This window comes from Rhabdothermincola sp. (genome assembly GCF_036846205.1).
In the GTDB taxonomy this organism is placed as follows: domain Bacteria; phylum Actinomycetota; class Acidimicrobiia; order Acidimicrobiales; family Acidimicrobilacustridaceae; genus Rhabdothermincola.
The window spans coordinates 1-22,927 of sequence record NZ_DAIUCK010000030.1; the positions used below are offsets into that span (position 1 = coordinate 1).

The window sequence follows — 22,927 nt, forward strand, 5'->3', positions numbered from 1 at the left end:
GGATGTACGCCGGCCGCACCACCACCGGCAGGCCGATGCGCTCGACCACCTCCATCGCCTCGTCGAGGGTGTGGGCGATGCCCGACGCCGGGGTGGCGAGGCCGATCTCCCCCATCGCGACCTTGAACCGCTCGCGGTCCTCCGCGGTGGCGATGGCCTCGGCGTTGGCACCGATCAGCTCGACGCCGAACTCGTCGAGCACACCGCCCTGGGCGAGCTCCATGGCGAGGTTGAGCGCCGTCTGACCCCCGAGCGTCGGCAGGACGGCATCCGGACGCTCCCGCTCGATGATCCTGGCCAGGATGCCGGCGTCAAGCGGCTCGACGTAGGTGGCGTCCGCGAAGTCGGGGTCGGTCATGATCGTCGCCGGGTTCGAGTTGGCGAGTACCACCCGGTAGCCCTCGTCCCGTAGCACCCGGCAGGCCTGCGTCCCTGAATAGTCGAACTCGCAGGCCTGGCCGATCACGATCGGTCCCGAGCCGATCACCATGATGGTCTCGAGGTCGTCCCGGCGCGGCACTAGCGGTGTTCCTCCATCAGCTCGTCGAACAGCGCGAACAGGTACCTGGCGTCGTGCGGCCCCGGCCCGGCTTCCGGGTGGTACTGCACCCCGAACGCCGGCACGTCCCGGCAGCGGATGCCCTCCACGACACCGTCGTTGAGGTTCCGGTGGGTGATGTCCGCGGTGGTCGCGATCGAGTCCTCGTCGACCGCGTAGTTGTGGTTCTGGCTCGTGATCTCCACCGCACCCGTACGCAGCCGGCGGACCGGGTGGTTGCCGCCGTGGTGGCCGAAGGGCAACTTGTAGGTGCGACCACCGATCGCGGTGGCCAGCAACTGGTGGCCGAGGCAGATCCCGAAGATCGGCACCTTCCCGAGCAGCTCGCCCACACTGGCGGCCACACCGGACACGGCCGAGGGGTCACCGGGACCATTCGAGAGGAAGACCCCGTCCGGAGCACGCTCGAGCACCTCCTCGGCCGGGGTGGAGGCCGGGACCACCTCGACCGTGGCGATCTCCCCGAGGTGGCGCAGGATGGTGGTCTTGATGCCGAGGTCGTAGGCCACGACCCGCTTCGATCTGCTCCCCCGAGCCGCGCTTCGCGGCGAGAACGTGTACGGCTCCGCGCAGGTGACCTCACGCACCAGGTCCCGCCCGTCGGTGCCCGGCTCCTCCGCCGCCGCCCGCGCCAGTGTCGCCTCGTCCGCGGTGCCGAAGGCACCGGGCATCGCGCCCGCCTCGCGGATGTGGCGGGTGAGCCGCCGGGTGTCGATGCCCGCGATCCCGGCGATGCCGTGCCGGCGGAGGAAGCCGTCGAGGTCATCGTCGCTGCGCCAGTTGCTGCGGCGGCGGGCCAGGTCCCGGATGACCACGCCTCGGCAGTGCGGGCGCCGGGCCTCGTTGTCCTGCTCGGCCACGCCGTAGTTGCCGATATGGGGGTAGGTGAAGGTGATGATCTGGCCGGCATAGGACGGGTCGGTGATCACCTCCTGGTAGCCCGTCAGGACGGTGTTGAACACCACCTCACCGGCAGTGACGCCGGAGGGTGGTTGGGCGCCGATGGCTTCGCCTTCGAAGGTCGTGCCGTCCGCGAGCACCAGGAGCGCTTCTCGCACGGTCATCGTTGCGCCTCCCCGTCGATCACGACCGGCTCACCCCACCGCACGGTGTGGCGCACCTTCCCGGTGAGGGTGCGGCCCGCATACGGGTTGTTGTGGCTCCGGGAGGCGCTGCGAGCGGGATCGACCACCCACGATGCCTCCGTGTCGATCACGCAGAGGTTCGCCGGCCGGCCCACCGCGATCGGCCCGCCGTGGGCGTCTTCGATGCGGGCAATGGCCGCTGGTTGCCATGACAGGAGCGCGAGCACCCGCTCGATCGGCAGCTCCAGCTCGGTCAGTGCCAGCGCGAGCGCGGTCTCGAGGCCGACCATGCCGCAGGGAGCTTCGTCGAAGGGGGCTTCCTTCGTCTCCTGGGTGTGGGGCGCGTGGTCGGTGGCGATGGCGTCGATGGTCCCGTCACCGAGGCCCCGCTTGATCGCAGCCACGTCGGCGTCGGTGCGCAGGGGTGGGTTGACCTTGTAGACCGGGTCGTAGCCGGCGAGCTCGGCGTGGGTGAGGGTGAAGTGGTGGGGACATGCCTCGGCGGTGACGGGTAGGCCCGCGGCCTTCGCCGCTCGCACGAGCTCTACCGATCCGGCGGTCGAGAGGTGCTGGAAGTGCATCCGGGCACCGGTCAGCTCGACCAGGGCCAGGTCGCGGCTCACCATCAGCTCCTCGGCCTGAGCGGGGATGCCGGGGATCCCGAGGCGCGACGACCAGGCGCCTTCGTGCATGTGGCCGCCTCGGGAGAGTGACTCGACCTCGCAGTGCTGAGCGAGTGTGACGTCGAGACCGCTCGCGTACTCGAGCGCCCGACGCATCAGACGCTCGTCCTGCACCCCGCGCCCGTCGTCGGTGAACAGGCGCACGCCAAGCGAGGCCATCTCACCCATCGGCGCCAACTGCTCTCCCTCGCGGCCCACCGTGATGGCCCCGGCGGTGAACACCTCGCACAGACCCCGCTTGCCGAGATCGAGCACCTGGGAGACGACCGCCGCGTTGTCGACCGTCGGCTCGGTGTTGGGCATGGCCACCACGGCGGTGAACCCACCGAGGGCGGCGGCCCGGGAGCCGGACTCGACCGTCTCGGCCTCCTCCCTGCCCGGCTCCCGCAGGTGCGTGTGGAGATCGACCAGCCCGGGGGCCACGATGCAGCCGGTGGCGTCGAGCACCCGGGCCCCGCCGGGGTCGAGGCTCGGGCCCACCGCCAGGATCCGCCCGTCGGCGCCCACGGCCACGTCGGCCGGTCGTTCGCCCTCCTGGTCGACCACCCGCCCGCCGGTGACCACCAGCACCGCCGCCTCAGCCACGATCGACCCCCTCCAGCTGTGTGCCCGAGCCGAGCAGTTGGAAGAGCACGGCCATGCGTACGGCCACGCCGTTGCGGACCTGATCCACCATCACCGCGTTGGGCAGGTCAGCGACCTCGGCCGCGATCTCCACCCCACGGTTCATGGGCCCTGGATGCATGACGATGGCGTCCGGGCCCAGGTGCTCGGCTCGCCGGGGGGTGAGCCCGTAGCGGGCCGTGTACTCGCGCAGTGATGGGAGCAGGGCCTCCCGCTGGCGTTCGAGCTGCATGCGGAGCAGGTAGACGACGTCGACCTTGGACAGTGTCTGGTCGAGGTCGTGTTCGACGGTCACCGGCCATCCCTCGAGGCTCGGCGGCAACAAGGTGGGGGGCGCCACCAGGACCACCTCGGCGCCCAGCATCGTGAACGCGAGCACGTCGCTGCGCGCCACCCGGCTGTGCTTGATGTCGCCGACGATCGCGATGCGCCGTCCCTGGAGCGACCCGAGCCGCTGACGGATCGTGTAGCAGTCGAGCAGAGCCTGCGTCGGGTGCTCATGCCATCCGTCACCGGCGTTGACGATCACCGACGACGCCCACCGAGCGATCTGCCAGGGGACGCCCGCGCTGGCGTGCCGCACGACGATGGCGTCCACCCCCATGGCTTCGATCGTCTGGACCGTGTCGCGTAGGGACTCGCCCTTCTTCACCGACGACGTGCCCACACTGAAGGTCATGGTGTCCGCGCCCAGACGCTTCGCCGCGGTCTCGAACGACAGCCGGGTCCGGGTCGAGTCCTCGTAGAAGAGGGACACCACCGTCTTGCCTCGCAGCGCGGGGACCTTCGGGATCGCTCGCTCGGTGACCTCGACGAAGGAATCGGTGAGCCGCAGGATCTCCTCGATGCCTTGGACCCCCAGATCGGCCACCGAGAGCAGGTGGCTCACTTCACCATCTCCCCGAGCTCGACCGAGTCTGCGCCCACATCGACGACCTCATCGCGCCGGGTGGGCAGGTTCTTGCCAACGAAGTCCGGGCGGATGGGCAGTTCCCGGTGACCCCGGTCCACCATCACCGCGAGCTGCACCGCGCGGGCCCGCCCGTAGTCGGTCAGCGCGTCGAGGGCGGCGCGGATCGTCCGGCCGGTGAAAAGCACGTCGTCGACCAGCACCACGATCAAGCCGGTGAGGTCGAAGGGGATGTCGGTCACCGCTTCGGGCAGCACCGGCCGCAGCCCGATGTCGTCCCGGTAGAAGGCCACGTCGAGGGTGCCGACCGGTACCTCGACGTCCTCGATTCGCTGGAGCGCTGCGGCCAGGCGGCGAGCGAGCGGCACGCCACCGGTCTGCAGACCGACGAGCACCACGTCCCCAAGCCCGTGGTTGCGCTCGACGATCTCGTGAGCCATCCGCCAGACCGCCCGCTGGACGTCGTCGGCGTCCATGACCCGTTTCCGGGCAACGGAAATGCCCCCGAACGGGGGCGTCAGACGGCGTTCGCGCTCAGCCACACGCGGGCTCCTCCTGTCCGTTCGGGCCTCACCGGACCCGCTTCACGGTCAGGCAAGCATCCTAGCACCACTTCGACGAGCCGCTGCGCTTCACCAGAGCCAGCTGCACGCGGGTGTCGGGCTCCGTCCCCATCACCCTGGGCGGGCGTCGGCGGCGATCGCGGACAGCACTCCGTTCACGAACCGGCCCGACTCCTCGGTCGAGAACCGCTTAGCCAGCTCGACGGCCTCTGAGATCACCGCGCCGGTCGGCACGTCGGGCCGGTGGAGCAACTCGAACACCCCGAGGCGCAGGACCGCCCGGTCGAGCGCAGGCATCCTGGCGACGGTCCAGCCTCGGGCATAGGAGGCGATGACCTCGTCCAGCTCGGCCAGATGGTCTCCGACACCGCTCACCAGCTCCGCCGTGAACGCCTCTGGCGGGACCGGCAGCGTCTCCAGGACCATCGCCGGGGGCTGCCCTTTTGACTCTGCTTCGTAGAGCAACTCGAGTGCCCGCTCCCGCGCCTCGCGGCGGCTCCCGACGCCGCCGCGGTAAGGCGGTTCGCTCACGCCCGGGTGAGGTACTCGCCGGTGCGGGTGTCGACCTTGACCCGGTCGCCGGGGTTCACGAACAGCGGCACCTGCACGACCAGCCCGGTCTCGAGGGTGGCGGGCTTGCGTGCACCGGAGACCCGGTCGCCCTGGATGCCGGGCTCCGTCTCGGCGACGGTGAGCTCCACCGCCGCCGGCAGGTCGACCCCGACGATCTCACCCCCGTAGAGGTTGAGGACGGCCGCCGACCCTTCGACCAGATACTTCGTCGCGTCGCCGAGAGCGGCCGTGCCCACGTTCATCTGCTCATAGGTGGTGTTGTCCATGAAGACGTAATCGTCGCCTTCACGGTAGAGGAACTGCATCTCCCGCTTGTCGATGATCGCCCGCTCGACCTTCTCCCCGGCCCGGAACGTTCGCTCGAGCACGGCACCGGATCGGACGTTCTTGAGCGTCGTACGCACGAACGCCCCGCCTTTGCCGGGCTTGACGTGCTGGAACTCCACGACGTCGAACAGCCCGTCGTCGAGGTCGAGGGTCATCCCGTTCTTGAGGTCGTTGGTCGTGATGGTGGCCATGGCGTTCCTCGCTACCCGAAGGTGATCGGTCCGTACGCGTCACACGCTGGTGTGCTTCGGCGAGTGGGTCAGGGGTCGGCAGCCGTCCTCGAGCACCACGACGGTGTCTTCGACGCGGACCCCACCGTGCTCCGGGAGGTAGACGCCCGGCTCGACGGTGACGACGTTCGCGGCGACGAGCGTAGCATCGCTCGTCGCCGCCACTCGCGGTCGCTCGTGGATCTCCAGACCCACCCCGTGCCCGGTGCCGTGCAGGAAGGCATCCGCCCACCCGGCGGCGGAGATCACCGACCGACAGACCGCGTCGACCTCACTGGCCGCTGCCCCGGCCCGCACAGCGTCCACGCCCCGCTGCTGGGCCTCGGTGACCACCTCGAGCATCCGCTGCTGCACCTCGGACGGCTCGCCCACCGCAACCGTCCGGGTCATGTCCGAGTGGTAGCCGTCCACCAACGCACCGAAGTCGAGCACCACCAGGTCACCTTCGGCGATGACCCGGTCAGACGGGCGGGCGTGCGGCTTCGCCCCGTTCGGGCCCGAGGCGACGATGGTCTCGAAGGACGGGCCGTCGGCACCGAGCCGGCGCATCTGGTACTCGAGCTCCGAGGCGAACTCCCGCTCGGTGGGCTCCTCCGCCAGGCGCTCCCGGACCGACGCCAGGGCCTGATCCGCGATCGCCGCGGCCCGTGAGAGCCTCGCCAGCTCCCCGCCGTCTTTGACCGCCCGCAGCTCCTCGACGAGCCCCTCGGTCGGCACCAGCTCCGTGCCCGGAAACCACTCGTGTGCGAAGGCCCGTTGCTGTGCCCAGGTCACGTGGTCGGCTTGCAGGCCGAGCCGGCGCAGGCCGCGGGCCGCACCAGCTATCACCTCTCGATGCCCGGTACCGGTGACCTCGAGGCGCGCCCCGACCGAGGCGGCCCGGAGCTGTTCGGCTGCCTGCTCGCCGTAACGGCCGTCGGTGACGATCACCAGCTCATCGGCGGTGACCAGCACCAGTCCGGCCGAGCCGGTGAACCCGGTGAGGTAGCGCACGTCCACGAGGTTGGTGACCAGCACACCGTCGCAGCCCATCTGCTCGAGCCGGGCCCGCAGCCGCTCGGCGCGCGACGCGACATCCATGGGCGGCATCCCGCCGCCGGTCGGGGCCGACTCCGGGAGACTCATCACCGGCCCAGCGTGCGGACCATCGCCTCGACAGCCAGCACGTACCCGTCGTCCTTGAACCCCGCGATGGTGCCCACCGCCACCGGGGCGACCACCGAGACATGCCGCCACGGCTCCCTGGCGTAAGGGTTGGAGAGGTGTAGCTCGATCACCGGTCCGTCGAAGGCGGCCAGCGCGTCATGGATCCCCCAGGCATAGTGGGTGAACGCCCCGGCGTTGATGACGATGCCGGCACAGCGCCCGCGGGCCCGGTGGATAGCGTCGATGAGCGCGCCCTCGTGGTTGGACTGGAGGTGCTCGAGCTCGTAGCCGTGGCGGTCCGCGCACTCCCGGGCCAGACCGACCAGGGTGTCGAGGGTGGCGGTGCCGTAATGCCGGGGGTCGCGTTCACCCAGCAGGTTCAGGTTGGGCCCGGACAGGAGCAGGATCGTGGGGCGGCTCATGCCGGTTCCTCCGGTCGCTCGCGGATCGCTTCGAACGCCTGGTCAAGCACGGGGCGATCGATGCCGGTGACCGGCTCGACCCCATTCGGCCCGTCGAGCACGAAGGTCAGGCCCGAGACCGCCTTCTTGTCCCGGGCCATCAGCTCGACCAGCTCATCGAGGTCGACGCCCGGGGGCAGCCTGCTCGGCAACCCGTACGCGCTCACCACCCGCCGGTGCTCGGCCACCCGCTCGTCGTCGATCCGGCCCAGTGTCCGGGCCAGCTCCGCCGCATAGACCAGCCCGATGGCCACCGCTTCGCCGTGCCGAAGGTCGTAGTGCCCGGCGGTCTCCAACGCATGGGCGAGGGTGTGGCCGTAGTTGAGGACCGCCCGCCTCCCCCCTTCCCGCTCGTCGCTGCCGACCACCTCGGCCTTGATCCGCACGCACGCCGCAACCCGCTCGTCGAGGGGGAGCTCGTCGAGGCGGCCACCGCCGAGGAAGTGGTACTTCGCCAGCTCACCCAACCCGCTGCGGTACTCGCGCTCGGGCAAGGTGGCCAGCACCTCGGTGTCGCACAGCACGGCCTGCGGTTGCCAGAACGCGCCAACCAGGTTCTTGCCCTCGGGCAGGTTCACCCCCGTCTTCCCGCCGACCGCGGCGTCGATCTGCGCCAGGAGCGTGGTGGGCACGTGCACCACCGCCACGCCCCGGTGGTACACGGCGGCTGCGAAGCCCGCAGTGTCGGTGACCAGGCCTCCGCCCAGCGCGACCACCACATCGGCGCGAGTGAGCCCCCAGCGACTGAACTCGCGGCACAGCTGCTCGACAGTGGCGAGCGACTTGGCCTCTTCGCCGTCACCCATGAGAAAGACCTGGTGCTCGCGACCGGGGTCGACCTCCACTGGGATGCCAGCCTGGGTGACGATGGCCACCCGGCGGCTGCGCTCCGGAATGACCGACGCCAGCGAGGACCGCACGCCCGGACCGACGAGGACGTCGTAGCTGCGGTCGCCCAGCGCCACGGGCACGACGATCACCGCGTGCCCTCCCCCACCGCGGCGATCACCTGCTCGGCCACCTCGCCTGCCTCGAGCCCGTTAATGTCGACCACCACGTGGGCGGTCTGCTGGTACAAGCCGGCGCGCTCTTCGGCCAGCCTGGCCACCGTGCCGGCCGGGTCCTCGGCCACGAGGGGCCGGTGATCGCCCGTACGCACCCGCTCGGCGAGCAGCGCGGGGTCTGCGCGCAGCCAGACCACCGTGCCCGCGTCACGCAGCGCGGCCCGGTTGCCGGCGTCGAGCACGGTGCCTCCAGCCGCGGCGATCACCGCCGGCTCCTCGGTGGCGAGCAGCTCGCGCAGGACCTCCGCCTCCACGACCCGGAACGCCGCCTCGCCGCCTTCGGCGAAGAGCTCGGCGACCGTTCGGCCCGTGCACGCCTCGACCGCCTCGTCGCTGTCGTGGAACGGCCGACCCAGACGCCGCGCGACCAGGCGCCCCACCGTGGTCTTGCCCGCCCCCATCATGCCGATGAGCACCACATGGCTCACGAGCTTGGCTCCGGGAAGGCCTCCCGCTCGTCCCAGTTGAGCGGCTCGCCACCTGCCGCGACGTCGACCACCCGCTCGGTCGCCAGCCGAACCTGCTCGCGGTAGCCGGCCACGTTGCGCTCCAGCTCGCCCAGGCTGTCGCCCCCGAACTTGCGAGCCACCTCGTTGGCCAGGACCAGCGCGGTCATCGTCTCCGCCACCACGCCCATCGCGGGCACGGCGGTCACGTCGGTGCGCTCCTTGAACGACACCGTCTCCTCCTTGGTCGCGGTGTCGACCGTCTGCAAGGTGGGGCGGTTCAAGGTGGCCAGCGGCTTCATCGCCGCCCGGGCCACGATCAGCTCGCCCGTCGACATGCCGCCCTCGATGCCACCGGCCCTGGTGGTCTGCCGTACGTACGTTCCCGCCTCACGGTCCCAGGTGATCGCGTCGTGGGCCTCGCTTCCCCGCCGGCGAGCGACGTCGAAGCCCTCGCCGATCTCCACCCCCTTCACCGCCTGGATGCTCAGCAGCGCCTGCCCGAGAAGCCCGTCGAGCTTGCGATCCCAGTGGACGTGGCTGCCGAGCCCCACCGGCACGCCGTAGGCGAGGACCTCCACCACCCCGCCGAGGGAGTCGCCGTCGCGCTGGGCGGCCTCGATCGCGGCGATCATCTCAGCCTCAGCCACCGGGTCGAAGCAGCGCAGGGGCGACGCGTCGACCCGGCCCAGGTCGCCGGGGCCGGGGCGGACACCCTGGGCGGTCACCGGCCCGAGCTGGATGACGTGTGAGAGGACCTCGATTCCCAGGTGCCGCAGGAGCGCCTTGGCCAGGGCCCCTGCGGCGACGCGCGCCGCGGTCTCGCGGGCCGAAGCCCGTTCCAGGACGTTACGGGCATCGATGAAGTCGTACTTCTGCATGCCAGCGAGATCGGCATGGCCCGGCCGGGGACGGGTGAGCGGGGCCGCGGTGCGGCCTGGCGCGGGCGACATCTCCTCGGTCCACTTGCGCTCCCACTCGCTGTTCGCGATCTCGACGGCCACCGGCGAGCCCAAGGTGAGGCCGTGGCGGACCCCCGCCAGGATCGTCAGCTCGTCCTGCTCGAAGCGCATCCTGGGGCCCCGCCCGAACCCGAGCCGGCGGCGTGCCAGCTCCAAGGCAATCTCCTCGGCCGTGATGGGCAGGCCCGCCGGGAGACCCTCGACCACCACCACGAGGGCGCGACCGTGGGACTCACCGGCAGTCAGGAAGCGGAGCACCCGCTCAATCTACCGGTGGCCCACCACCCGCTCGAAGCCCGTTGCGCGCTATGCGGGCGAGACCAGTGAGCTGCTCGCCAGCACGGCGATGATGGTGCCCAGCGCGAGGAAGGGCCCGAAGGGGATGGGCTGGCTCCTGCGCCGGACGGCCAGCATGACCATGCCGACGATCGCACCGCCGATGAAGCCGAGCAACATGGCCCACAGCACCAGCCCGATCGCCGTCATGGTGCTGCTGCCGAGCCACCCCACGTACAGGCCCATCACCGCGGCCAGCTTCACATCGCCGAAACCCATCCCGCGCGGGTACACGAGGTGCGCGAGCAGCAGGAAGCCGAAGTACATCGCCGCCCCCACCAGCGCGTACCGGATCTGCTCGGCTGCGCCGTCCATGATCGACACCACCACGATGAGCACCAGGGAGATGGCCAACGTGGGCAGCACGATGAGGTCAGGCAGTCGGTAGAGCTCGATGTCGATGACCGACACGGTCAGCAAGACCGCGAACAGCAGGAGGTAGCCGACGAGGACGCCTGGCGATGCGTCCTCGAACCGCACGGCCGCCAGGGCGAACAACCCGATCATCAGGACGTGGATCCACAGATACTTGCCGGTCAGCCGCACCGCCGGAAGCGGGGCCAGTGGGAGCCGGTCCGGCACGCGGTCGATCAGCACGCCGGCGAACCACCCGGCCGGGAGCGCGGCGACCACGCAGAGCATGAGGCGGACGATCACGAGCGCTCACCGTACCGGCCGCCCACCAGCGGGCCCGGCGATCGGTCGGTGCATGACACAGACGGGCGCGCCAGCAGGGAGAACGGCTGCTCCGGGCGGTCGGCGCGGAGCGAGCGGAATAGGAGGCTCAACCGTTGACCGAGCCCAGGAACTTGATGAGCAGCTCGCGGTTGATGGGATCTTCCTCGTCGTCGACCTCGGCCAGCGCCCGTTCACGCTCTTCCTGGGTGGTCGCCTTTGCGGCCGCGGCGACTGCTTTGGCCGCCCGGGGGCTGAGGTTGGCGAGTTGCCGGGCGATCTCGGCCGCGTCACTCGGATCGGAGATCCCCTCGCTACCCACCTCTGTCGGGGTCGGTTCCTCGGTCGGCTCCGAGTCGACTGCAGCCGGAGCGGTGACGGGCTCGCGCTCGATGACCAACGCGTCCGGGTCGAAGGGGGTGAACTCGTCGACTCCGGCCGGCTCCGCCGATGCCAGCCGGTCATCGACCGATCCGATGGTCTCCTCGAGCACCACCGTCTCTTCCACCGAAGCGGCGAGCAGGGTCGGAGGCACGCCGAGCCGGGCGTTCTCCGGCGCCTCCCCGACGGTCACCAACCCGTCCTCGACGAGTTGCTTGACCGTCCGGCAGGCATCGAGGTCGCTCAGCTCGAGCGCTTCACCCAAGCCGCCGACAGTCGTGCCGCCCCCGACGGCCACGATGGTCGACCAGCGCTGCCGGTCCAGCGTGACTGAATCACCAGGGAGTTGGGCGGCAAGCGAGACCCAGGCGTCGAGGGAGGGCACGACAGCCTCGATCGCTCGCCACTCCTCCAGCAGCTTCTCCGCCTCAGCGAGGGTGGCTTCGACCTCGACGGGGTCGAACCGTTCGGCGGGTGCCTCATCGGCATCGAAGACGAAGCTGCCATCCTGGAACCGCAAGAGCTCGAACATCACCTCGACGGCGCCCCCGGCACGAGGAGCGCCGGTGGCGGCGCAGCTCACGATCTGCCCCCCGTCGACCCACACGTTGCCTTCACCGCGGCTGCCCTCGACCCGGAGACGACCGGTCTTCTTGGTCGACGCCAGCAGGCGCATCACATCAGGAAGGGCAAAGGTCTCGATCGTGCCCTGCAGTGCCACGGTGACCTCCGGGTCGGCGGTTCGGAATTCTTCTCCCATCGGCAGCCGAGCCTCGCAAGTGAAGGGTTCGGCCCGGATCCGCGGGCCGGGCGACCTTAGCGAACCCAGCCCTCGAGGGGAACGGACGGCTTGGCGGGCCCGTCGCCAGGGAGGCTCAAGCGACCGCCAGGCGGTCGCGAGCCGCGGCGCGCATGGCCTCGAGCGGCGGGGGCTGCCCCGTGAACTGCTCGAACTGCAGGGCCGCCTGGTGCACGAGCATGCCGAGGCCGTTGACCGCCACCAGGCCTCTGCTCCGTGCCTCGCGCAGCAGCGGCGTCTCCGCTGGCACGTAGATCAGGTCCGCCACCACCTGCCCCGGGTGGAGCAGCCCCGTGTCCAGGGGCAGCCCCTGCTGGTCCGCCATCCCCACCGGGGTGGCGTTGACGATCAGGTCCGCCCCGGCCAACGCCGGCTGCTCGGCCGGCACCCCGGCCTCCCCCGCGAGGGCTGCCGCCGCCTGGCCCCGCTGCGCGCTGCGGTTGACGACCAGGACCTTGGCCGCGCCGGCTCGGGCCAGCGCGAGCACCACCGCCCGCGCCGCGCCACCGGCACCGAGCACTGCGCACACCCGGCCGGCAGGCTCGAAGCCCGTCTCCGCTTCGAGGGCCTGCACGAACCCGGCGCCGTCGGTGTTGTGGCCCACCAGCTCGGCTCCGTCGCGGGTCACGCAGTTCACCGCACCGAGGGCAGCAGCCTCGGGGCTGAGCCGGTCGACGCAGCCCGCGACCGCCGTCTTGTGGGGCATCGTCACCGACAACCCGTCGATACCCAGCGCCCGCACCCCGTCGAGCGCCCGGCGATGGTCGCCTCTGGCCACCTCGAAGGCCACGAAGACCCAGTCGAGCGCCAGCGCACGGAAGGCCGCGTTGAAGATCACAGGGGACAGGGAGTGCCGGACCGGGTCGCCGATCACCGCAGCCACCCGGGTGGTGCCACTCGGCGAGCCCTCGACCGACATCAGAGCAGGCCACGAGCCCGCGCGTCGCGCTGGGCCCGCAGAAAGTCGTCGTAGTCGTCCGTGAAGTAGTGGTGGCCCTCCTCGTCGGTGAGGACGTAGTAGAGCCACGGACCCTCCGCTGGGTTGAGCGCCGCCTCGAGCGACTCCCGGCCAGGAGAGGCGATCGGCGTGGGCGGCAGGCCGGGGAACCGCCGGGTGTTGTAAGGGGAGTCGATCTGCAGCTCCGAGCGGGTGAGCTGCTCCTTGTGTTCACCCAACGCGTAAAGCACCGTGGCGTCGATGCCGAGCGGCATCCCGGCAGCCAGGCGGTTGTAGATCACCCGGGCGATCTTCGGCTTGTCCTCGGGGACCTTCGCCTCCTCCTCGATCATCGACGCCACGATCACCACCTCGTAGGGGGTGAGCTGCCTGGCACCCGCCGCGCCCTCGAGCTTCTGCGTCGCCTGGTCGAGGCCGAGCTCCGCGGCGACCTGTTCGAAGGTCGAGACCATCTGGCGGACCAGCTTCTGCTCATCGAGCTCGTCGCCCTCCTCCACCCGGTAGGTGGCGGGGAACAGCAGGCCCTCGAGCGACGCTGACGGTGGCTGGTATCTGGAACGGATGTCCGACAGCGCCACGTCGAGCTCGGCCGCGCTCATCTGCGGGAAGGTCTCGAGGATGCGGGCCCGGATCTCCTGCAGCCAGAACCCTTCCGGGATGGGGAGCTCGGTGTACTTCGGTGGCAGCGGTCCCGCCTCCAGCCGGCTCACCACGTCGCCCATCGCCGACCGCTTCCGCAGGCCGTCGTAGAGACCAGCCCGGAAGGGCCCGGCATCCTTCCATCGCACGTAGTAGCGGAAGACAGTGGCGTTGGTGACGACACCCTCCCGCTCGAGCAGGCTGGCGATCTGCGAGGTCGTGCTGCCCTTCGGGATGGAGATGGTCACCTCCTCACCGGCACCGGCGGGGTCGATCTGGCGCATCAGCCAGATGCCTCCGACCAGGAGCACCAAAGCAGCGAACGCGCCGATCCCACCGAGCACCCAGGCCACCTTGCGGGCCCGGCTGCTCTCGGGCGGGATCACCACGTACTCGTCGTCATGCTCGGCCCCGGAGGGTGGGTCGGTCGTCAGATCGGTCATGTCGAGCTCTCCACCCCGGGTCGCCCGTCGAGCCAGGCCTGCAGGAGCACCGTCGCCGCAGCCTTGTCGACCACCCGCCGGCGGGCCTCGGCTCGCAGGCCTCGCTCGGTCAGCGCACGATCAGCGGTCACCGTGGTCAGGCGCTCATCGTAGGTCTCCACGGGGACGTGGAGCGCCGCGGCCAACTCGTCGACCTCCTCGAGTACCGCAGCGGCTGCGGGCCCGATCGAGCCGTCGAGCGACAAAGGCAGCCCGACCACGACGCGCTCGGCGGCCGTGTCATCCACCAGCTGCCCGATCCGCTGGTGATCGAGTGCTCGGTCACCTGATCGGGCCAGTACCTCCAGCGGTGAGGCCAGCGTGCCGGTGGGGTCACTCACCGCGACGCCGATCCGCTTGGTCCCGAGATCGAGGGCGAGCACTCTCACGGCGCGGCGGGCAGCCCGGCCGCGGCCCGCACCTGGGCCAGGGCGGCGTCGAGCGCGGACGGGTCCTTGCCCCCGGCGACCGCCAGCTCCGGGTGCTTGCCGGCACCGCCCCTGACGGTACGGGCCGCCTCGGCGATCAGCTCCGAGGCGTGCAGGCCCGAGTCGGGCCGCACCGCCGCGACCATCGCCACCCCGCCACCCTCCGGCGCGCTCCCGAGAACCACGCCTCGGATGCCGGGCTGGTCCCGCACGGCGAGGGCCAGGTCGCGCACCGCGTCGCGGTCCAAGCCGTCGACGCGGGCCACCACCACCCCTTCGACCGCGGTCGCTGCCAGCTCACCGGCCCGTCCTGTCGCCGCCTGGCGTTTGAGGGCCTTGATCTCGTCCCGGAGGGCCTTGACCTCCGCCACCCGTCGCTCGACGGCGTCGACCAGGTCGTCCGGGGCGACGCCGAGGAGCTGCGCGGCCTGGTTGATGCGCGCCTCCTCCCGGCGGAGCCGATCGATGGGGCCGAATCCGGAGATGGCCTCGATCCGGCGGATGTTCGAGCCGATCGAGCCCTCCGAGATGATCTTGATCGGTCCGATGTCACCGAGCGCCCGCACGTGGGTGCCGCCACAGAGCTCGGTGGAATGCGGGCCCGCCTCGAGCACCCGCACGATGTCACCGTACTTCTCACCGAAGAAGGCGATGGCACCCACCTGCTCGGCATGTTCCCTGGTCGTTTCGTAGTGGCGGACCGGGTGGTTGGCCAGCACCTCCCGGTTCACGAGATCCTCCACCCGAGCGATCTCCTCGGCGGAGAGCGCCTCATAGTGCGAGAAGTCGAACCGGAGCCGATCGGGCGCGACCAGCGAGCCCTGTTGCTTGACGTGGTCGCCGAGCACCTCCCGCAGCGCCCAGTGCAGCAGGTGGGTAGCGGTGTGGTTGCGGCGGATGGCGTCGCGCCGATCGCCGTCGATCGATGCGGTGACCTCCTGGCCCGGGTCGAGCTGTCCTTCGACCACCCGGGCGCGATGGCGGACCAGCCCCGGCGCCCCGTACACCGTGTCGAACACCTCCGCCCGACCGGTCTCGGAGACGATGGTGCCGGTGTCACCCACCTGGCCACCGGCCTCGGCGTAAAAGGGAGTGCGATCGAGCACGATGCTCACCGCACCGTCGACGTCATCGAGCACCGCCAGGACCCGGGCCTTGCTCTCGTACTCCTCCCGACCCGTGAACTCGGTCGGACCGAACTGTTCCAGCAACTCGCCGAACCGCTCGGCCAGCTCGTCGGCGCCTTCCGCCTTACGGGCCTCCTTCGCCCGGCGCCGCTGCTCGGCCATCTCGGCCGCGAAGCCCTCCTCGTCGACCGCCACACCTCGCTCGGCGGCGATCTCCTGGGTGAGCTCGAGCGGGAAGCCGTGAGTGTCGTGGAGCACGAACGCCACCGAGCCCGGCAGCACGTCGCCCTCACCCAGCTGATCGAGCTGGGCGTCGAGAATCGTGGTGCCTTGCTCGAGGGTCCGGCGGAAGCGCTCTTCCTCGTGCACCACCACGTCGCGCACGAACCCCTGGTTCTTCACCAGCTCCGGGTACGCCTCGCCCATGACCTCCACGGTCGTGTCGACCAGATCTGGGGCGACGAGCCCATCAACGCCGAGCAGGTAGGCGTGGCGCACGGCTCGCCTGATGATGCGGCGCAGCACGTACCCACGACCCTCGTTGGACGGGAACACCCCGTCGCTCACCAGGAAGGTGATCGCGCGGGCGTGATCGGCCATGATCCGCAGGCTCACGTCGGCGCGCTCGTCGGCGGTGTAGCGATGGCCACTGAGACGCTCGGCGCACGCCAGCAGCGGCCGCAGCACGTCGGTCTCGAAGACGGTGTCGACCCCCTGCAACAACGCGAGGTTGCGGTCGAAACCTGCGCCGGTGTCGACGTTGCGACTCGGCAGCTCGGTGAGCGACCCGTCGGGCTGCCGGTTGTACTGCATGAACACGAGGTTCCAGAACTCGAGGTAGCGCTCCTCGCCGCCGTGGGCCGGACCGCCCTCCGGGCCGTATTCGGGACCACGGTCGTAGTAGAGCTCGGTGTTCGGCCCGCACGGACCAGGCTGGCCCTTCTGCATCTCCCAGAAGTTGTCGGCCTCGCCGAGGCGCTGTATGCGCTCGGCTGGCAAGCCGATCGTGTCCCGCCAGATCTCCTCGGCCTCGTCGTCGTCGAGGTAGACCGTGACCCAGATGCGGTCACCGTCGAACCCGAGCACCTCGGTCGACAGCTCCCAGGCCAGCTCGATGGCCCCTTCCTTGAAGTAGTCACCGAAGCTGAAGTTGCCCAGCATCTCGAAGAAGGTGAGGTGCCGGGTGGTGGTCCCGACGATCTCGATGTCGCCCGTGCGCACGCACTTCTGCACCGAGGCCGCCCGGCGATAGGGCGGCGTCTCCTCCCCGAGGAAGTACGGCACGAACTGGTTCATCCCCGCGTTGGTGAACAGCGGCGCAGTCGGGTGGTGCGGGATCAGCCCCGACGACGGCACCGCGGTGTGACCGCGCTCCTCGAAGAAGTCGAGCCAGGCCCGCCGAAGCTGGTTCGCGGTCATGCGCTTCATGATCCAACCAGCGTACTGAGCGCGGACCCCGGGGCGTGCCGGGCCGGTCAGCTCCGGTCGAGCTCTGCTCGGATGCGTCGCTCCGCGTCGTGCATCGCCTCCCGACCTTCGGCGAGCGCCTCCCGGACCGTGCCGTGAACCGTCCGGGCTGCACCGAGCACCGCGTCAGCGACGGTGCCCGCCACCCGGTCGGCGGCCAGACGGCCCCGCACCTCTCGCACCCGGGCGTACGCGTACACCGCGCCGCCGAAGCCGGAGGCTGCGCCGGCGACGAACCAGAACAGCCGCTTGGGGATCACGCTGCCCTCCGGTGGCCGCGCCGCGCTCGGGCGCGTGATCGGCCGGGCCCACGAGCGCCGGGGCGGCCCACGAGCCGTCGGGCGAAACGACCGAGCCCCTTGAAGAACGCCACGAACCGGATGAGCGGGGCCCGGAACGCCAGGTAGCCCAGCCGTGACGCGGAATCGACGGTGACCGAGATGCTCTCGGCGGCCTCGAGAAGGTGGTCGACCCGATCGACCTCGGCCCCGGCCTCGCGCACCGTGCCACGGAGCTCTTCCAACAAGGGAATCGTCTCCCGATGCAGGAGCTCGACCGATGCGCGCAGGTCGCGCATCGTCCGCAGTAGTGACTGCGTGGCGTAGAGCAGCACGACCAGCGCGGCGAACACGCCCATCGCCACCAGGACAGCCGCCAGATCGCCCGCGCTCACGTGGCCCCACCCTGCGACCGGGGGCCGCGCAGCCGGTGCAGCCGCTCGGCGACCTCAGCCTCGAAGCCGTGCGTGGAAGGCTCGTAGTAGACCCGATCTGCCACCGAGGCAGGACGGTACTCCTGCGCGACCCATCCCTCCGGAGCATCGTGGGGATAGCGGTAGCCCTCGCCGTGCCCGAGTGAGCGCGCACCCCGGTAGCTGGCGTCGCGGAGGTGCCTCGGGACCTCCGACCCTCCCCCGCTCCGCACATCAGCAGCAGCCCGGCCGAGGGCCTCGATGACCGTGTTCGACTTCGGCGCGGTGGCGAGGTACAGCACGGCGTGCGCCAGGTTGAGCTGCGCCTCCGGCAGGCCCACGAACTCCACAGCCCGCGCCGCGGCGTCGGCCACCACGAGCGCCATCGGATCGGCCATCCCCACATCCTCCGACGCGAGGATCACCAACCGGCGAGCGATGAAGCGGGCGTCCTCCCCGGCTTCGAGCATGTGCGCCAGCCAGTACAGGCCGGCATCGGGGTCGGAGCCCCGGATGCTCTTGATGAAGGCGCTCACCACGTCGTAGTGATCGTCGCGGCCGTATCGCAGGGCCTTCGAACCGAGGGCCGCCTCGACGTCGGCGACGCTCACGTGCGGCGGCCATCCCCGCTCCGCGGCGAGCGCACCAGCCACCTCGAGGCTGGTGAGCGCGTGCCGGCCGTCACCGGCGGCCCGCTCGACGAGCAGGGCTCGGGCGTCGTCGTCGATCTGCGCGCCCTCGGCTCGCAGACCTCGCTCCACGAGCACGCCCACCGCCTCCGCTGAGAGCGGTTCGAGCCGGAACAGGGTGGAGCGGGACAACAGCGGCGGGTTGACCTCGAAGTAGGGGTTCTCGGTCGTGGCCCCGATGAGGACCAGCAGGCCCGACTCGACCGCGGGCAGCAGCGCATCCTGTTGGGCCTTGTTGAAGCGGTGGACCTCGTCGAGGAACAGGATGGTGCCCTGGCCGTACTGACCGAGCCGGTCCTGCGCCCGCTCGATCACCTCTCGCACGTCTTTCACCGAGGCGGACACCGCTGAGAGCTGCTCGAACGCCTTCGCGGTCGTCTTGGCCGTGAGCTGGGCGATGGTGGTCTTGCCGGTGCCGGGAGGTCCCCACAGGATCACCGAGGACAGCCGGTCAGCCTCCACCAGGGTGCGCAGCGGCTTGCCCGCGCCGAGCAGGTGCTCCTGGCCCACCACCTCGTCGAGAGTCGCCGGCCGGAGCCTGGCGGCCAGCGGCGCCTGCCGGGCGAGCTGATCCTCGGCTGCGGCAGCGAACAGGTCGTCGGCTCCCCCACGGGCCGGCTTCGGCATCGCTGCGAGGCTAGCCCCGGCTGTGGGAGCATCAGCGGGTGCGAGAGGTTCTCGTCGTGGTCTTCTGGCTGTGGCTGCTCACCTCGCTGACGGTCTACGCCTACCGCATCGTCCGCCGCCTCACCGGGGGCAAGCGCGCCGCCCAACGCCCCGCGGCCCCGGTCGCCACACCCGCATCCTCCGCACCACCCGAGCCTGGTCCCACCCTGCCGCCGCTCATCTCCTCCCCACCGGTCACCGACGACCGGGCCGCCGAGCCCGCAGCCGCGGTCACCAGCACGCCGATCACGGTCGCCGAGGCCGTGCGGGGCATCCAGATGCCCTGCGACCTCGCTCCCCTCGTCGGCTCGTCGTTGGCAGCGGCCGACCCTCACCGGGTCGTCTTCTCCACCACCGTCGCCACCGCTGAGCAGGTGAGCGGCGCGCTGGCGGGCGAGCTGGAACGGCTGGGTTTCAGCCTCCGCTCCATCGCCGAGAACCAGGCCGTGGCCACCAAAGCCGGCGCCGCGGTCACCGTGACCATCCACACCGATCTCAGCCCCTTTCCCACCGCTCCACCGGGAAGCGTGGTGGTGACCCTCGCCACCTGAGAACTCAGGTCACCTTCCGGGGTAGCAGCCGCAGACCCAGCTCCTCGAGCTGGGCCGGGTCGATCGCCGAGGGCGCACCGGTGAGGGGGTCCGCTCCCGACTGGGTCTTGGGAAAGGCGATCACCTCCCGGATGTTCTCCTCGCCCGCGAGCAGCGCGACCAGCCGATCGATGCCGAACGCGAAACCGGCATGGGGCGGAGCGCCGAACCGGAACGCGTCCAGCAAGAACCCGAATCGCCGACTGGCCTCGGCGTCGTCGATGCCGAGGAGGGAGAAAACGGTGCGCTGCACGTCCGCACGGTGGATCCGCACGCTGCCCGAGCCGAGCTCCCATCCGTTGAGCACCAGGTCGTACGCCTGGGACCGCACCGCGAGCAGCCGGGCCGGGTCGCCCTCGTCCAGCAAGGCCAGGTCGTCCGGATGCGGCATGGTGAAGGGATGGTGGGCGGGAATCGGCCTGCCGTTGTCGTCCAGGCCTTCGAACAGCGGGAAGTCGACCACCCACAAGAAGTTGAGGCCGCCCTCGTCCACCGGTGGACGGCCGAGCTCGAGGCGGAGCAGGCCGAGGACGTGACGGACGGTCGCCCGCTCATCGGCCACCAGCAGGAGCAGGTCTCCGGGCGACGGACCGAAGCGCTCCACGAGGGCGTGCAGCTCAGCCTCGCTCAGGAACTTGGCCACGGGGGAGGTGAGCGAACGGTCGTCCTCGACCTTCATCCACGCCAGACCCTTCGCTCCCCAGCGCTTGGCCTGCTCGGTCAACTCGTCGAGCTGCTTGCGGGTCCGCGACGCGCCACCTTCGACTCGGATGCCCTTCACGCAGTCGGCTCGAAAGGCGTTGAACGCCGTGCCGGCGAAGATCTCGGTGAGCTCGATGAGCTCCATCCCGAAGCGCACGTCGGGCTTGTCGGAGCCGAACCGCTCCATCGCCTCGCGCCAGGTGATACGCGGGAAGGGCGCGGGGCGGGTGCCGGTGACCGCTTCCACCGCATCGGAGACCGCCTCGGAGATGAACTCGAGCACCTCCTCCTGGGAGACGAAGCTGGCCTCGGCATCGAGCTGCATGAACTCGAACTGCCGGTCAGCCCGGAGATCCTCGTCGCGCAGACACCGGGCGATCTGGTAGTAGCGGTCCACCCCCCCGACCATGCAGAGCTGCTTGAACAGCTGGGGGCTCTGCGGGAGGGCGTAGAAGTGGCCCGGGGAGAGCCGTGAAGGCACGACGAAGTCCCGGGCCCCCTCCGGCGTGGAGGCGATGAGCATCGGGGTCTCGATCTCCACGAATCCCTGCCGTTCCATGGCCCGGCGCAGCGCACTGTTGACCCGGGCCCGGATCCGCAGGTTGCGCTGCATCCGGTCGGTGCGCAGGTCGAGGTAACGGTGCCGGAGGCGGAGGACCTCGTCGACCTCACCCCGCTCGTCGAGCGGGAACGGCGGCGGCTCCGCCGGGCTGAGCACCTCCACCCGGCAGTCGCCGATCTCGATCGCGCCGGTGGCCAGGTTGGGGTTCTCGGTGCCCTCGGGACGGGACCGCACCAACCCGGTCACCCGCACGACGTACTCCGATCGGAGGTCGTGGGCCCCGTCGACGACGCACTGCACGACACCGGTGTGGTCCCGCAGGTCCACGAAAGCCAGATGCTCGCCGTGCTCCCGCCGGCGGGCCACCCAGCCGCAGACCGCGACAGCCCGCCCCACATCAGCCGGGCCGAGCTGGCCGCAGTAGTCCGTCCGCATGGAATCGACGTGGGTCACCGATCTCTCCCGCTTCGGTCGTCGAGGCTCAGAGCAGCTTGTGGAGGCGGTCGAGCAGCTCGGTGCGGGCCAACCGCTCCTGACCCTGCTCGCCGCGGAGGTCTCGTAGGATCACCGTGCCAGTGGCCGCCTCATCGTCGCCGATGATGACCGCCCAGGCCGCCCCCGAACGGTCGGCAGACTTCATCTGTGACTTCATCGAGCGGCGATCGAAGCCCCGGTCGGCGCGGATGCCGGCCCGGCGCAACTCGAGGGTGATGGCCCGGGCGTGCTCACCACCGGTGACGTCGACCACGAACACGTCGATCCCGACTGGGGGCACGTCGAAGACGCCCTCCGCGTCGCAGGTCAGCAACACCCGCTCGATGCCTGACCCGAACCCGATGCCCGGCGTGGGTGGACCTCCCAGTGCCTCCACCAACCCGTCGTAGCGACCGCCACCGCCGATGGTGTTCTGCGCCGCGTCGAGCGCGCCGCTGCGAAACTCGAAGGTGGTGTGGGTGTAGTAGTCGAGTCCCCGTACGAGCCGTGGCTCGACCCGGTACCGGATGCCGATGCGGTCGAGGCCGGACCGGACCCGCTCGAAGTGGTCGACGGCCTGGTCCGACAGATCGTCGAGGATGCTCGGCGCGTCGGCGACGGCGGCCACGGTCTGAACTCGTTTGCTGTCGAGCACCCGCATCGGATGGGCTTCGACCTTCTCCCGATCCTCGGGGGCCAGGTCGCCGAGCCGGCCGACGAGGAAGCTGCGAAGCCGGTCGACGTACGCCCGGCGGTCGGCGGGCGTACCCATCGAGTTGATGACCAGCTCCACCTGCCGCAGGCCCAGCGCGGCGTAGAAGTCCGACAGCAGCGCGATGACCTCCACGTCGAGATCGGGATCGGCCGAGCCGATCGCCTCAACGCCCACCTGGTGATGCTGGCGGTACCGGCCAGCCTGGGGGCGCTCGTAGCGGAAGCTGGGCGTCACGTACCAGGTCTTCCACGGTGTGGGTGGGCGGTGCTGCACGAACGCCCGCACCACCGACGCCGTGCCCTCGGGCCGCAGGGCCAGGTGGCGGTTGCCCTTGTCGAGGAAGTCGTACATCTCCTTGCGGACCACGTCAGTGCCCTCACCCATCCGCCGGAAGACGCCGATCTCCTCGAACATCGGGCTGTGGATGAGGCCGTAGCCGGCGCGGGCCGCGTGCTCGGCGAACAGGGACACGAACGCCACCCACCGCGCCGACTCCGGCGGGAGGATGTCGCGGGTGCCGGTGGGCGCCTTGAACGGGCTACCGGGAAGGCCTGCCTGCTCGGCGTCGCCGCTCGCGCTCTCGGTCACCCGGGCAGGTTACCGACGGCCACCGAGCACCCCGAAACCCGCCGCGGTCACACCCGTTCCTGCCGGCTGCGGGCACCCCCCGAGTAGGAGCCGATGTCGAGCAGGAACCCGAAGAGCACGAACAGCCACCCGATGCCCTCGACGCCCCGCAACGGGGCATAGGCCAAGACGTAGAACGCCGTGGTCCACGGCAGCAGGAAGAATCCCAGGACGGGCAGCACCCAGCTGTCGAACGCGAGGGCCAGGCGATCGGTGAACAGCCAGAGCAGGAACAGGCCGATCCGCGGCGCGCCCGCGAGCAGCACGAGCACGACGCAGCACACAG

General features: G+C 70.6%; 25 protein-coding genes. 1 reads left to right on the plus strand and 24 read right to left on the minus strand.

The features are described 5' to 3' along the window. From V7004_RS06320 to V7004_RS06420, 21 genes are all read right to left on the minus strand, one after another. On the minus strand, positions 1-520 hold a 520-nt coding region (locus V7004_RS06320; RefSeq protein ID WP_442968016.1), incomplete at its 3' end, for a carbamoyl phosphate synthase preATP-grasp domain-containing protein. Then, a complete protein-coding gene (gene carA / locus V7004_RS06325; RefSeq protein WP_334142817.1) occupies positions 520-1,623 on the minus strand; it encodes a glutamine-hydrolyzing carbamoyl-phosphate synthase small subunit in 1,104 nt (367 codons plus the stop codon). The genes V7004_RS06320 and carA, both read right to left, overlap by 1 nt. Then, positions 1,620-2,915, minus strand: a complete 1,296-nt coding sequence (locus V7004_RS06330) for a dihydroorotase (protein WP_442968017.1) — start codon at positions 2,913-2,915, stop codon at positions 1,620-1,622. Before V7004_RS06330 ends, carA begins: the two co-directional genes overlap by 4 nt. Continuing rightward, entirely contained in the window at positions 2,905-3,840 is a 936-nt protein-coding gene (locus V7004_RS06335) for an aspartate carbamoyltransferase catalytic subunit (protein WP_334142819.1), read from the minus strand. The genes V7004_RS06330 and V7004_RS06335 overlap by 11 nt, the downstream gene beginning before the upstream one ends. Beyond that, positions 3,837-4,337, minus strand: coding sequence for a bifunctional pyr operon transcriptional regulator/uracil phosphoribosyltransferase PyrR (gene pyrR / locus V7004_RS06340; RefSeq protein ID WP_334142820.1), 501 nt, complete (start codon positions 4,335-4,337; stop codon positions 3,837-3,839). Before pyrR ends, V7004_RS06335 begins: the two co-directional genes overlap by 4 nt. Before the next feature lie 198 nt (positions 4,338-4,535). Then, positions 4,536-4,955, minus strand: coding sequence for a transcription antitermination factor NusB (gene nusB, locus V7004_RS06345; RefSeq protein WP_334142821.1), 420 nt, complete (start codon positions 4,953-4,955; stop codon positions 4,536-4,538). After that, positions 4,952-5,515, minus strand: a complete 564-nt coding sequence (gene efp / locus V7004_RS06350; protein WP_334142822.1) for an elongation factor P — start codon at positions 5,513-5,515, stop codon at positions 4,952-4,954. The genes nusB and efp overlap by 4 nt, the downstream gene beginning before the upstream one ends. Before the next feature lie 39 nt (positions 5,516-5,554). Continuing rightward, complete coding sequence (locus tag V7004_RS06355) at positions 5,555-6,679, minus strand: M24 family metallopeptidase (protein ID WP_334142823.1); 1,125 nt, start codon at positions 6,677-6,679, stop codon at positions 5,555-5,557. Then, positions 6,679-7,122 carry a type II 3-dehydroquinate dehydratase gene (locus V7004_RS06360; protein WP_334142824.1) on the minus strand — a complete coding sequence of 148 codons (444 nt, stop codon included), beginning with the start codon at positions 7,120-7,122 and terminating at the stop codon, positions 6,679-6,681. The genes V7004_RS06355 and V7004_RS06360 overlap by 1 nt, the downstream gene beginning before the upstream one ends. Next, a complete protein-coding gene (locus V7004_RS06365; protein ID WP_334142825.1) occupies positions 7,119-8,141 on the minus strand; it encodes a 3-dehydroquinate synthase family protein in 1,023 nt (340 codons plus the stop codon). Before V7004_RS06365 ends, V7004_RS06360 begins: the two co-directional genes overlap by 4 nt. Further along, complete coding sequence (locus V7004_RS06370; RefSeq protein WP_334142827.1) at positions 8,138-8,653, minus strand: shikimate kinase; 516 nt, start codon at positions 8,651-8,653, stop codon at positions 8,138-8,140. The genes V7004_RS06365 and V7004_RS06370 overlap by 4 nt, the downstream gene beginning before the upstream one ends. Further along, a complete protein-coding gene (gene aroC, locus V7004_RS06375) occupies positions 8,650-9,891 on the minus strand; it encodes a chorismate synthase (protein ID WP_334142829.1) in 1,242 nt (413 codons plus the stop codon). Before aroC ends, V7004_RS06370 begins: the two co-directional genes overlap by 4 nt. A gap of 48 nt (positions 9,892-9,939) precedes the next feature. Further along, entirely contained in the window at positions 9,940-10,626 is a 687-nt protein-coding gene (locus tag V7004_RS06380) for a prepilin peptidase (protein WP_334142831.1), read from the minus strand. 127 nt (positions 10,627-10,753) lie between these two features. Further along, positions 10,754-11,785 carry a DUF4388 domain-containing protein gene (locus V7004_RS06385; protein ID WP_334142833.1) on the minus strand — a complete coding sequence of 344 codons (1,032 nt, stop codon included), beginning with the start codon at positions 11,783-11,785 and terminating at the stop codon, positions 10,754-10,756. 115 nt (positions 11,786-11,900) lie between these two features. Continuing rightward, positions 11,901-12,743 carry a shikimate dehydrogenase gene (locus tag V7004_RS06390; RefSeq protein WP_334142835.1) on the minus strand — a complete coding sequence of 281 codons (843 nt, stop codon included), beginning with the start codon at positions 12,741-12,743 and terminating at the stop codon, positions 11,901-11,903. Further along, on the minus strand, positions 12,743-13,864 hold the full coding sequence (gene mltG, locus V7004_RS06395) for an endolytic transglycosylase MltG (RefSeq protein ID WP_334142836.1): 1,122 nt from the start codon (positions 13,862-13,864) through the stop codon (positions 12,743-12,745). Before mltG ends, V7004_RS06390 begins: the two co-directional genes overlap by 1 nt. Continuing rightward, positions 13,861-14,292, minus strand: a complete 432-nt coding sequence (gene ruvX / locus V7004_RS06400) for a Holliday junction resolvase RuvX (RefSeq protein ID WP_334142837.1) — start codon at positions 14,290-14,292, stop codon at positions 13,861-13,863. The genes mltG and ruvX overlap by 4 nt, the downstream gene beginning before the upstream one ends. Continuing rightward, positions 14,289-16,886 (minus strand): alanine--tRNA ligase, encoded by a 2,598-nt coding sequence (gene alaS, locus V7004_RS06405; RefSeq protein WP_334142839.1) that lies wholly within the window; start codon positions 16,884-16,886, stop codon positions 14,289-14,291. Before alaS ends, ruvX begins: the two co-directional genes overlap by 4 nt. Positions 16,887-16,933: 47 nt before the next feature. Continuing rightward, positions 16,934-17,185 carry a hypothetical protein gene (locus V7004_RS06410; protein ID WP_334142841.1) on the minus strand — a complete coding sequence of 84 codons (252 nt, stop codon included), beginning with the start codon at positions 17,183-17,185 and terminating at the stop codon, positions 16,934-16,936. Then, positions 17,182-17,598, minus strand: coding sequence for a DUF948 domain-containing protein (locus tag V7004_RS06415; protein ID WP_334142842.1), 417 nt, complete (start codon positions 17,596-17,598; stop codon positions 17,182-17,184). The genes V7004_RS06410 and V7004_RS06415 overlap by 4 nt, the downstream gene beginning before the upstream one ends. Beyond that, positions 17,595-18,932, minus strand: a complete 1,338-nt coding sequence (locus tag V7004_RS06420) for a replication-associated recombination protein A (protein WP_334142844.1) — start codon at positions 18,930-18,932, stop codon at positions 17,595-17,597. Before V7004_RS06420 ends, V7004_RS06415 begins: the two co-directional genes overlap by 4 nt. A gap of 38 nt (positions 18,933-18,970) precedes the next feature. Between V7004_RS06420 and V7004_RS06425 the strand changes: the two genes are divergently transcribed. Beyond that, positions 18,971-19,522 (plus strand): hypothetical protein, encoded by a 552-nt coding sequence (locus V7004_RS06425; protein WP_334142846.1) that lies wholly within the window; start codon positions 18,971-18,973, stop codon positions 19,520-19,522. A 4-nt stretch (positions 19,523-19,526) separates the two neighbouring features. On the opposite strand, the gene aspS is transcribed toward V7004_RS06425, so the two are convergent. The 3 genes from aspS to V7004_RS06440 are packed head-to-tail and all read right to left on the minus strand — an operon-like array spanning position 19,527 to position 22,925. Beyond that, the gene (aspS, locus tag V7004_RS06430) at positions 19,527-21,260 is read right to left on the minus strand and encodes an aspartate--tRNA ligase (RefSeq protein ID WP_442968018.1); all 1,734 of its coding nucleotides are present in this window, start codon (positions 21,258-21,260) and stop codon (positions 19,527-19,529) included. A gap of 46 nt (positions 21,261-21,306) precedes the next feature. Continuing rightward, the gene (gene hisS / locus V7004_RS06435) at positions 21,307-22,602 is read right to left on the minus strand and encodes a histidine--tRNA ligase (RefSeq protein ID WP_334142850.1); all 1,296 of its coding nucleotides are present in this window, start codon (positions 22,600-22,602) and stop codon (positions 21,307-21,309) included. A 47-nt stretch (positions 22,603-22,649) separates the two neighbouring features. Then, positions 22,650-22,925, minus strand: coding sequence for a hypothetical protein (locus V7004_RS06440; protein WP_208027800.1), 276 nt, complete (start codon positions 22,923-22,925; stop codon positions 22,650-22,652). Positions 22,926-22,927 lie beyond the last annotated feature (2 nt).

Excerpts from the sequence above, each read along its gene's own strand:
- carA (WP_334142817.1), bottom strand. The coding sequence starts at position 1,623 with ATGACCGTGCGAGAAGCGCTCCTGGTGCTCGCGGACGGCACGACCTTC.
- pyrR (WP_334142820.1), bottom strand. The coding sequence starts at position 4,337 with ATGGACGCCGACGACGTCCAGCGGGCGGTCTGGCGGATGGCTCACGAG.
- V7004_RS06385 (WP_334142833.1), bottom strand. The coding sequence starts at position 11,785 with ATGGGAGAAGAATTCCGAACCGCCGACCCGGAGGTCACCGTGGCACTG.
- V7004_RS06390 (WP_334142835.1), bottom strand. The coding sequence starts at position 12,743 with ATGTCGGTCGAGGGCTCGCCGAGTGGCACCACCCGGGTGGCTGCGGTG.
- V7004_RS06355 (WP_334142823.1), bottom strand. The coding sequence starts at position 6,679 with ATGAGTCTCCCGGAGTCGGCCCCGACCGGCGGCGGGATGCCGCCCATG.
- aspS (WP_442968018.1), bottom strand. The coding sequence starts at position 21,260 with ATGCGGACGGACTACTGCGGCCAGCTCGGCCCGGCTGATGTGGGGCGG.
- mltG (WP_334142836.1), bottom strand. The coding sequence starts at position 13,864 with ATGACCGATCTGACGACCGACCCACCCTCCGGGGCCGAGCATGACGAC.
- alaS (WP_334142839.1), bottom strand. The coding sequence starts at position 16,886 with ATGAAGCGCATGACCGCGAACCAGCTTCGGCGGGCCTGGCTCGACTTC.
- V7004_RS06420 (WP_334142844.1), bottom strand. The coding sequence starts at position 18,932 with ATGCCGAAGCCGGCCCGTGGGGGAGCCGACGACCTGTTCGCTGCCGCA.
- V7004_RS06360 (WP_334142824.1), bottom strand. The coding sequence starts at position 7,122 with ATGAGCCGCCCCACGATCCTGCTCCTGTCCGGGCCCAACCTGAACCTG.
- efp (WP_334142822.1), bottom strand. The coding sequence starts at position 5,515 with ATGGCCACCATCACGACCAACGACCTCAAGAACGGGATGACCCTCGAC.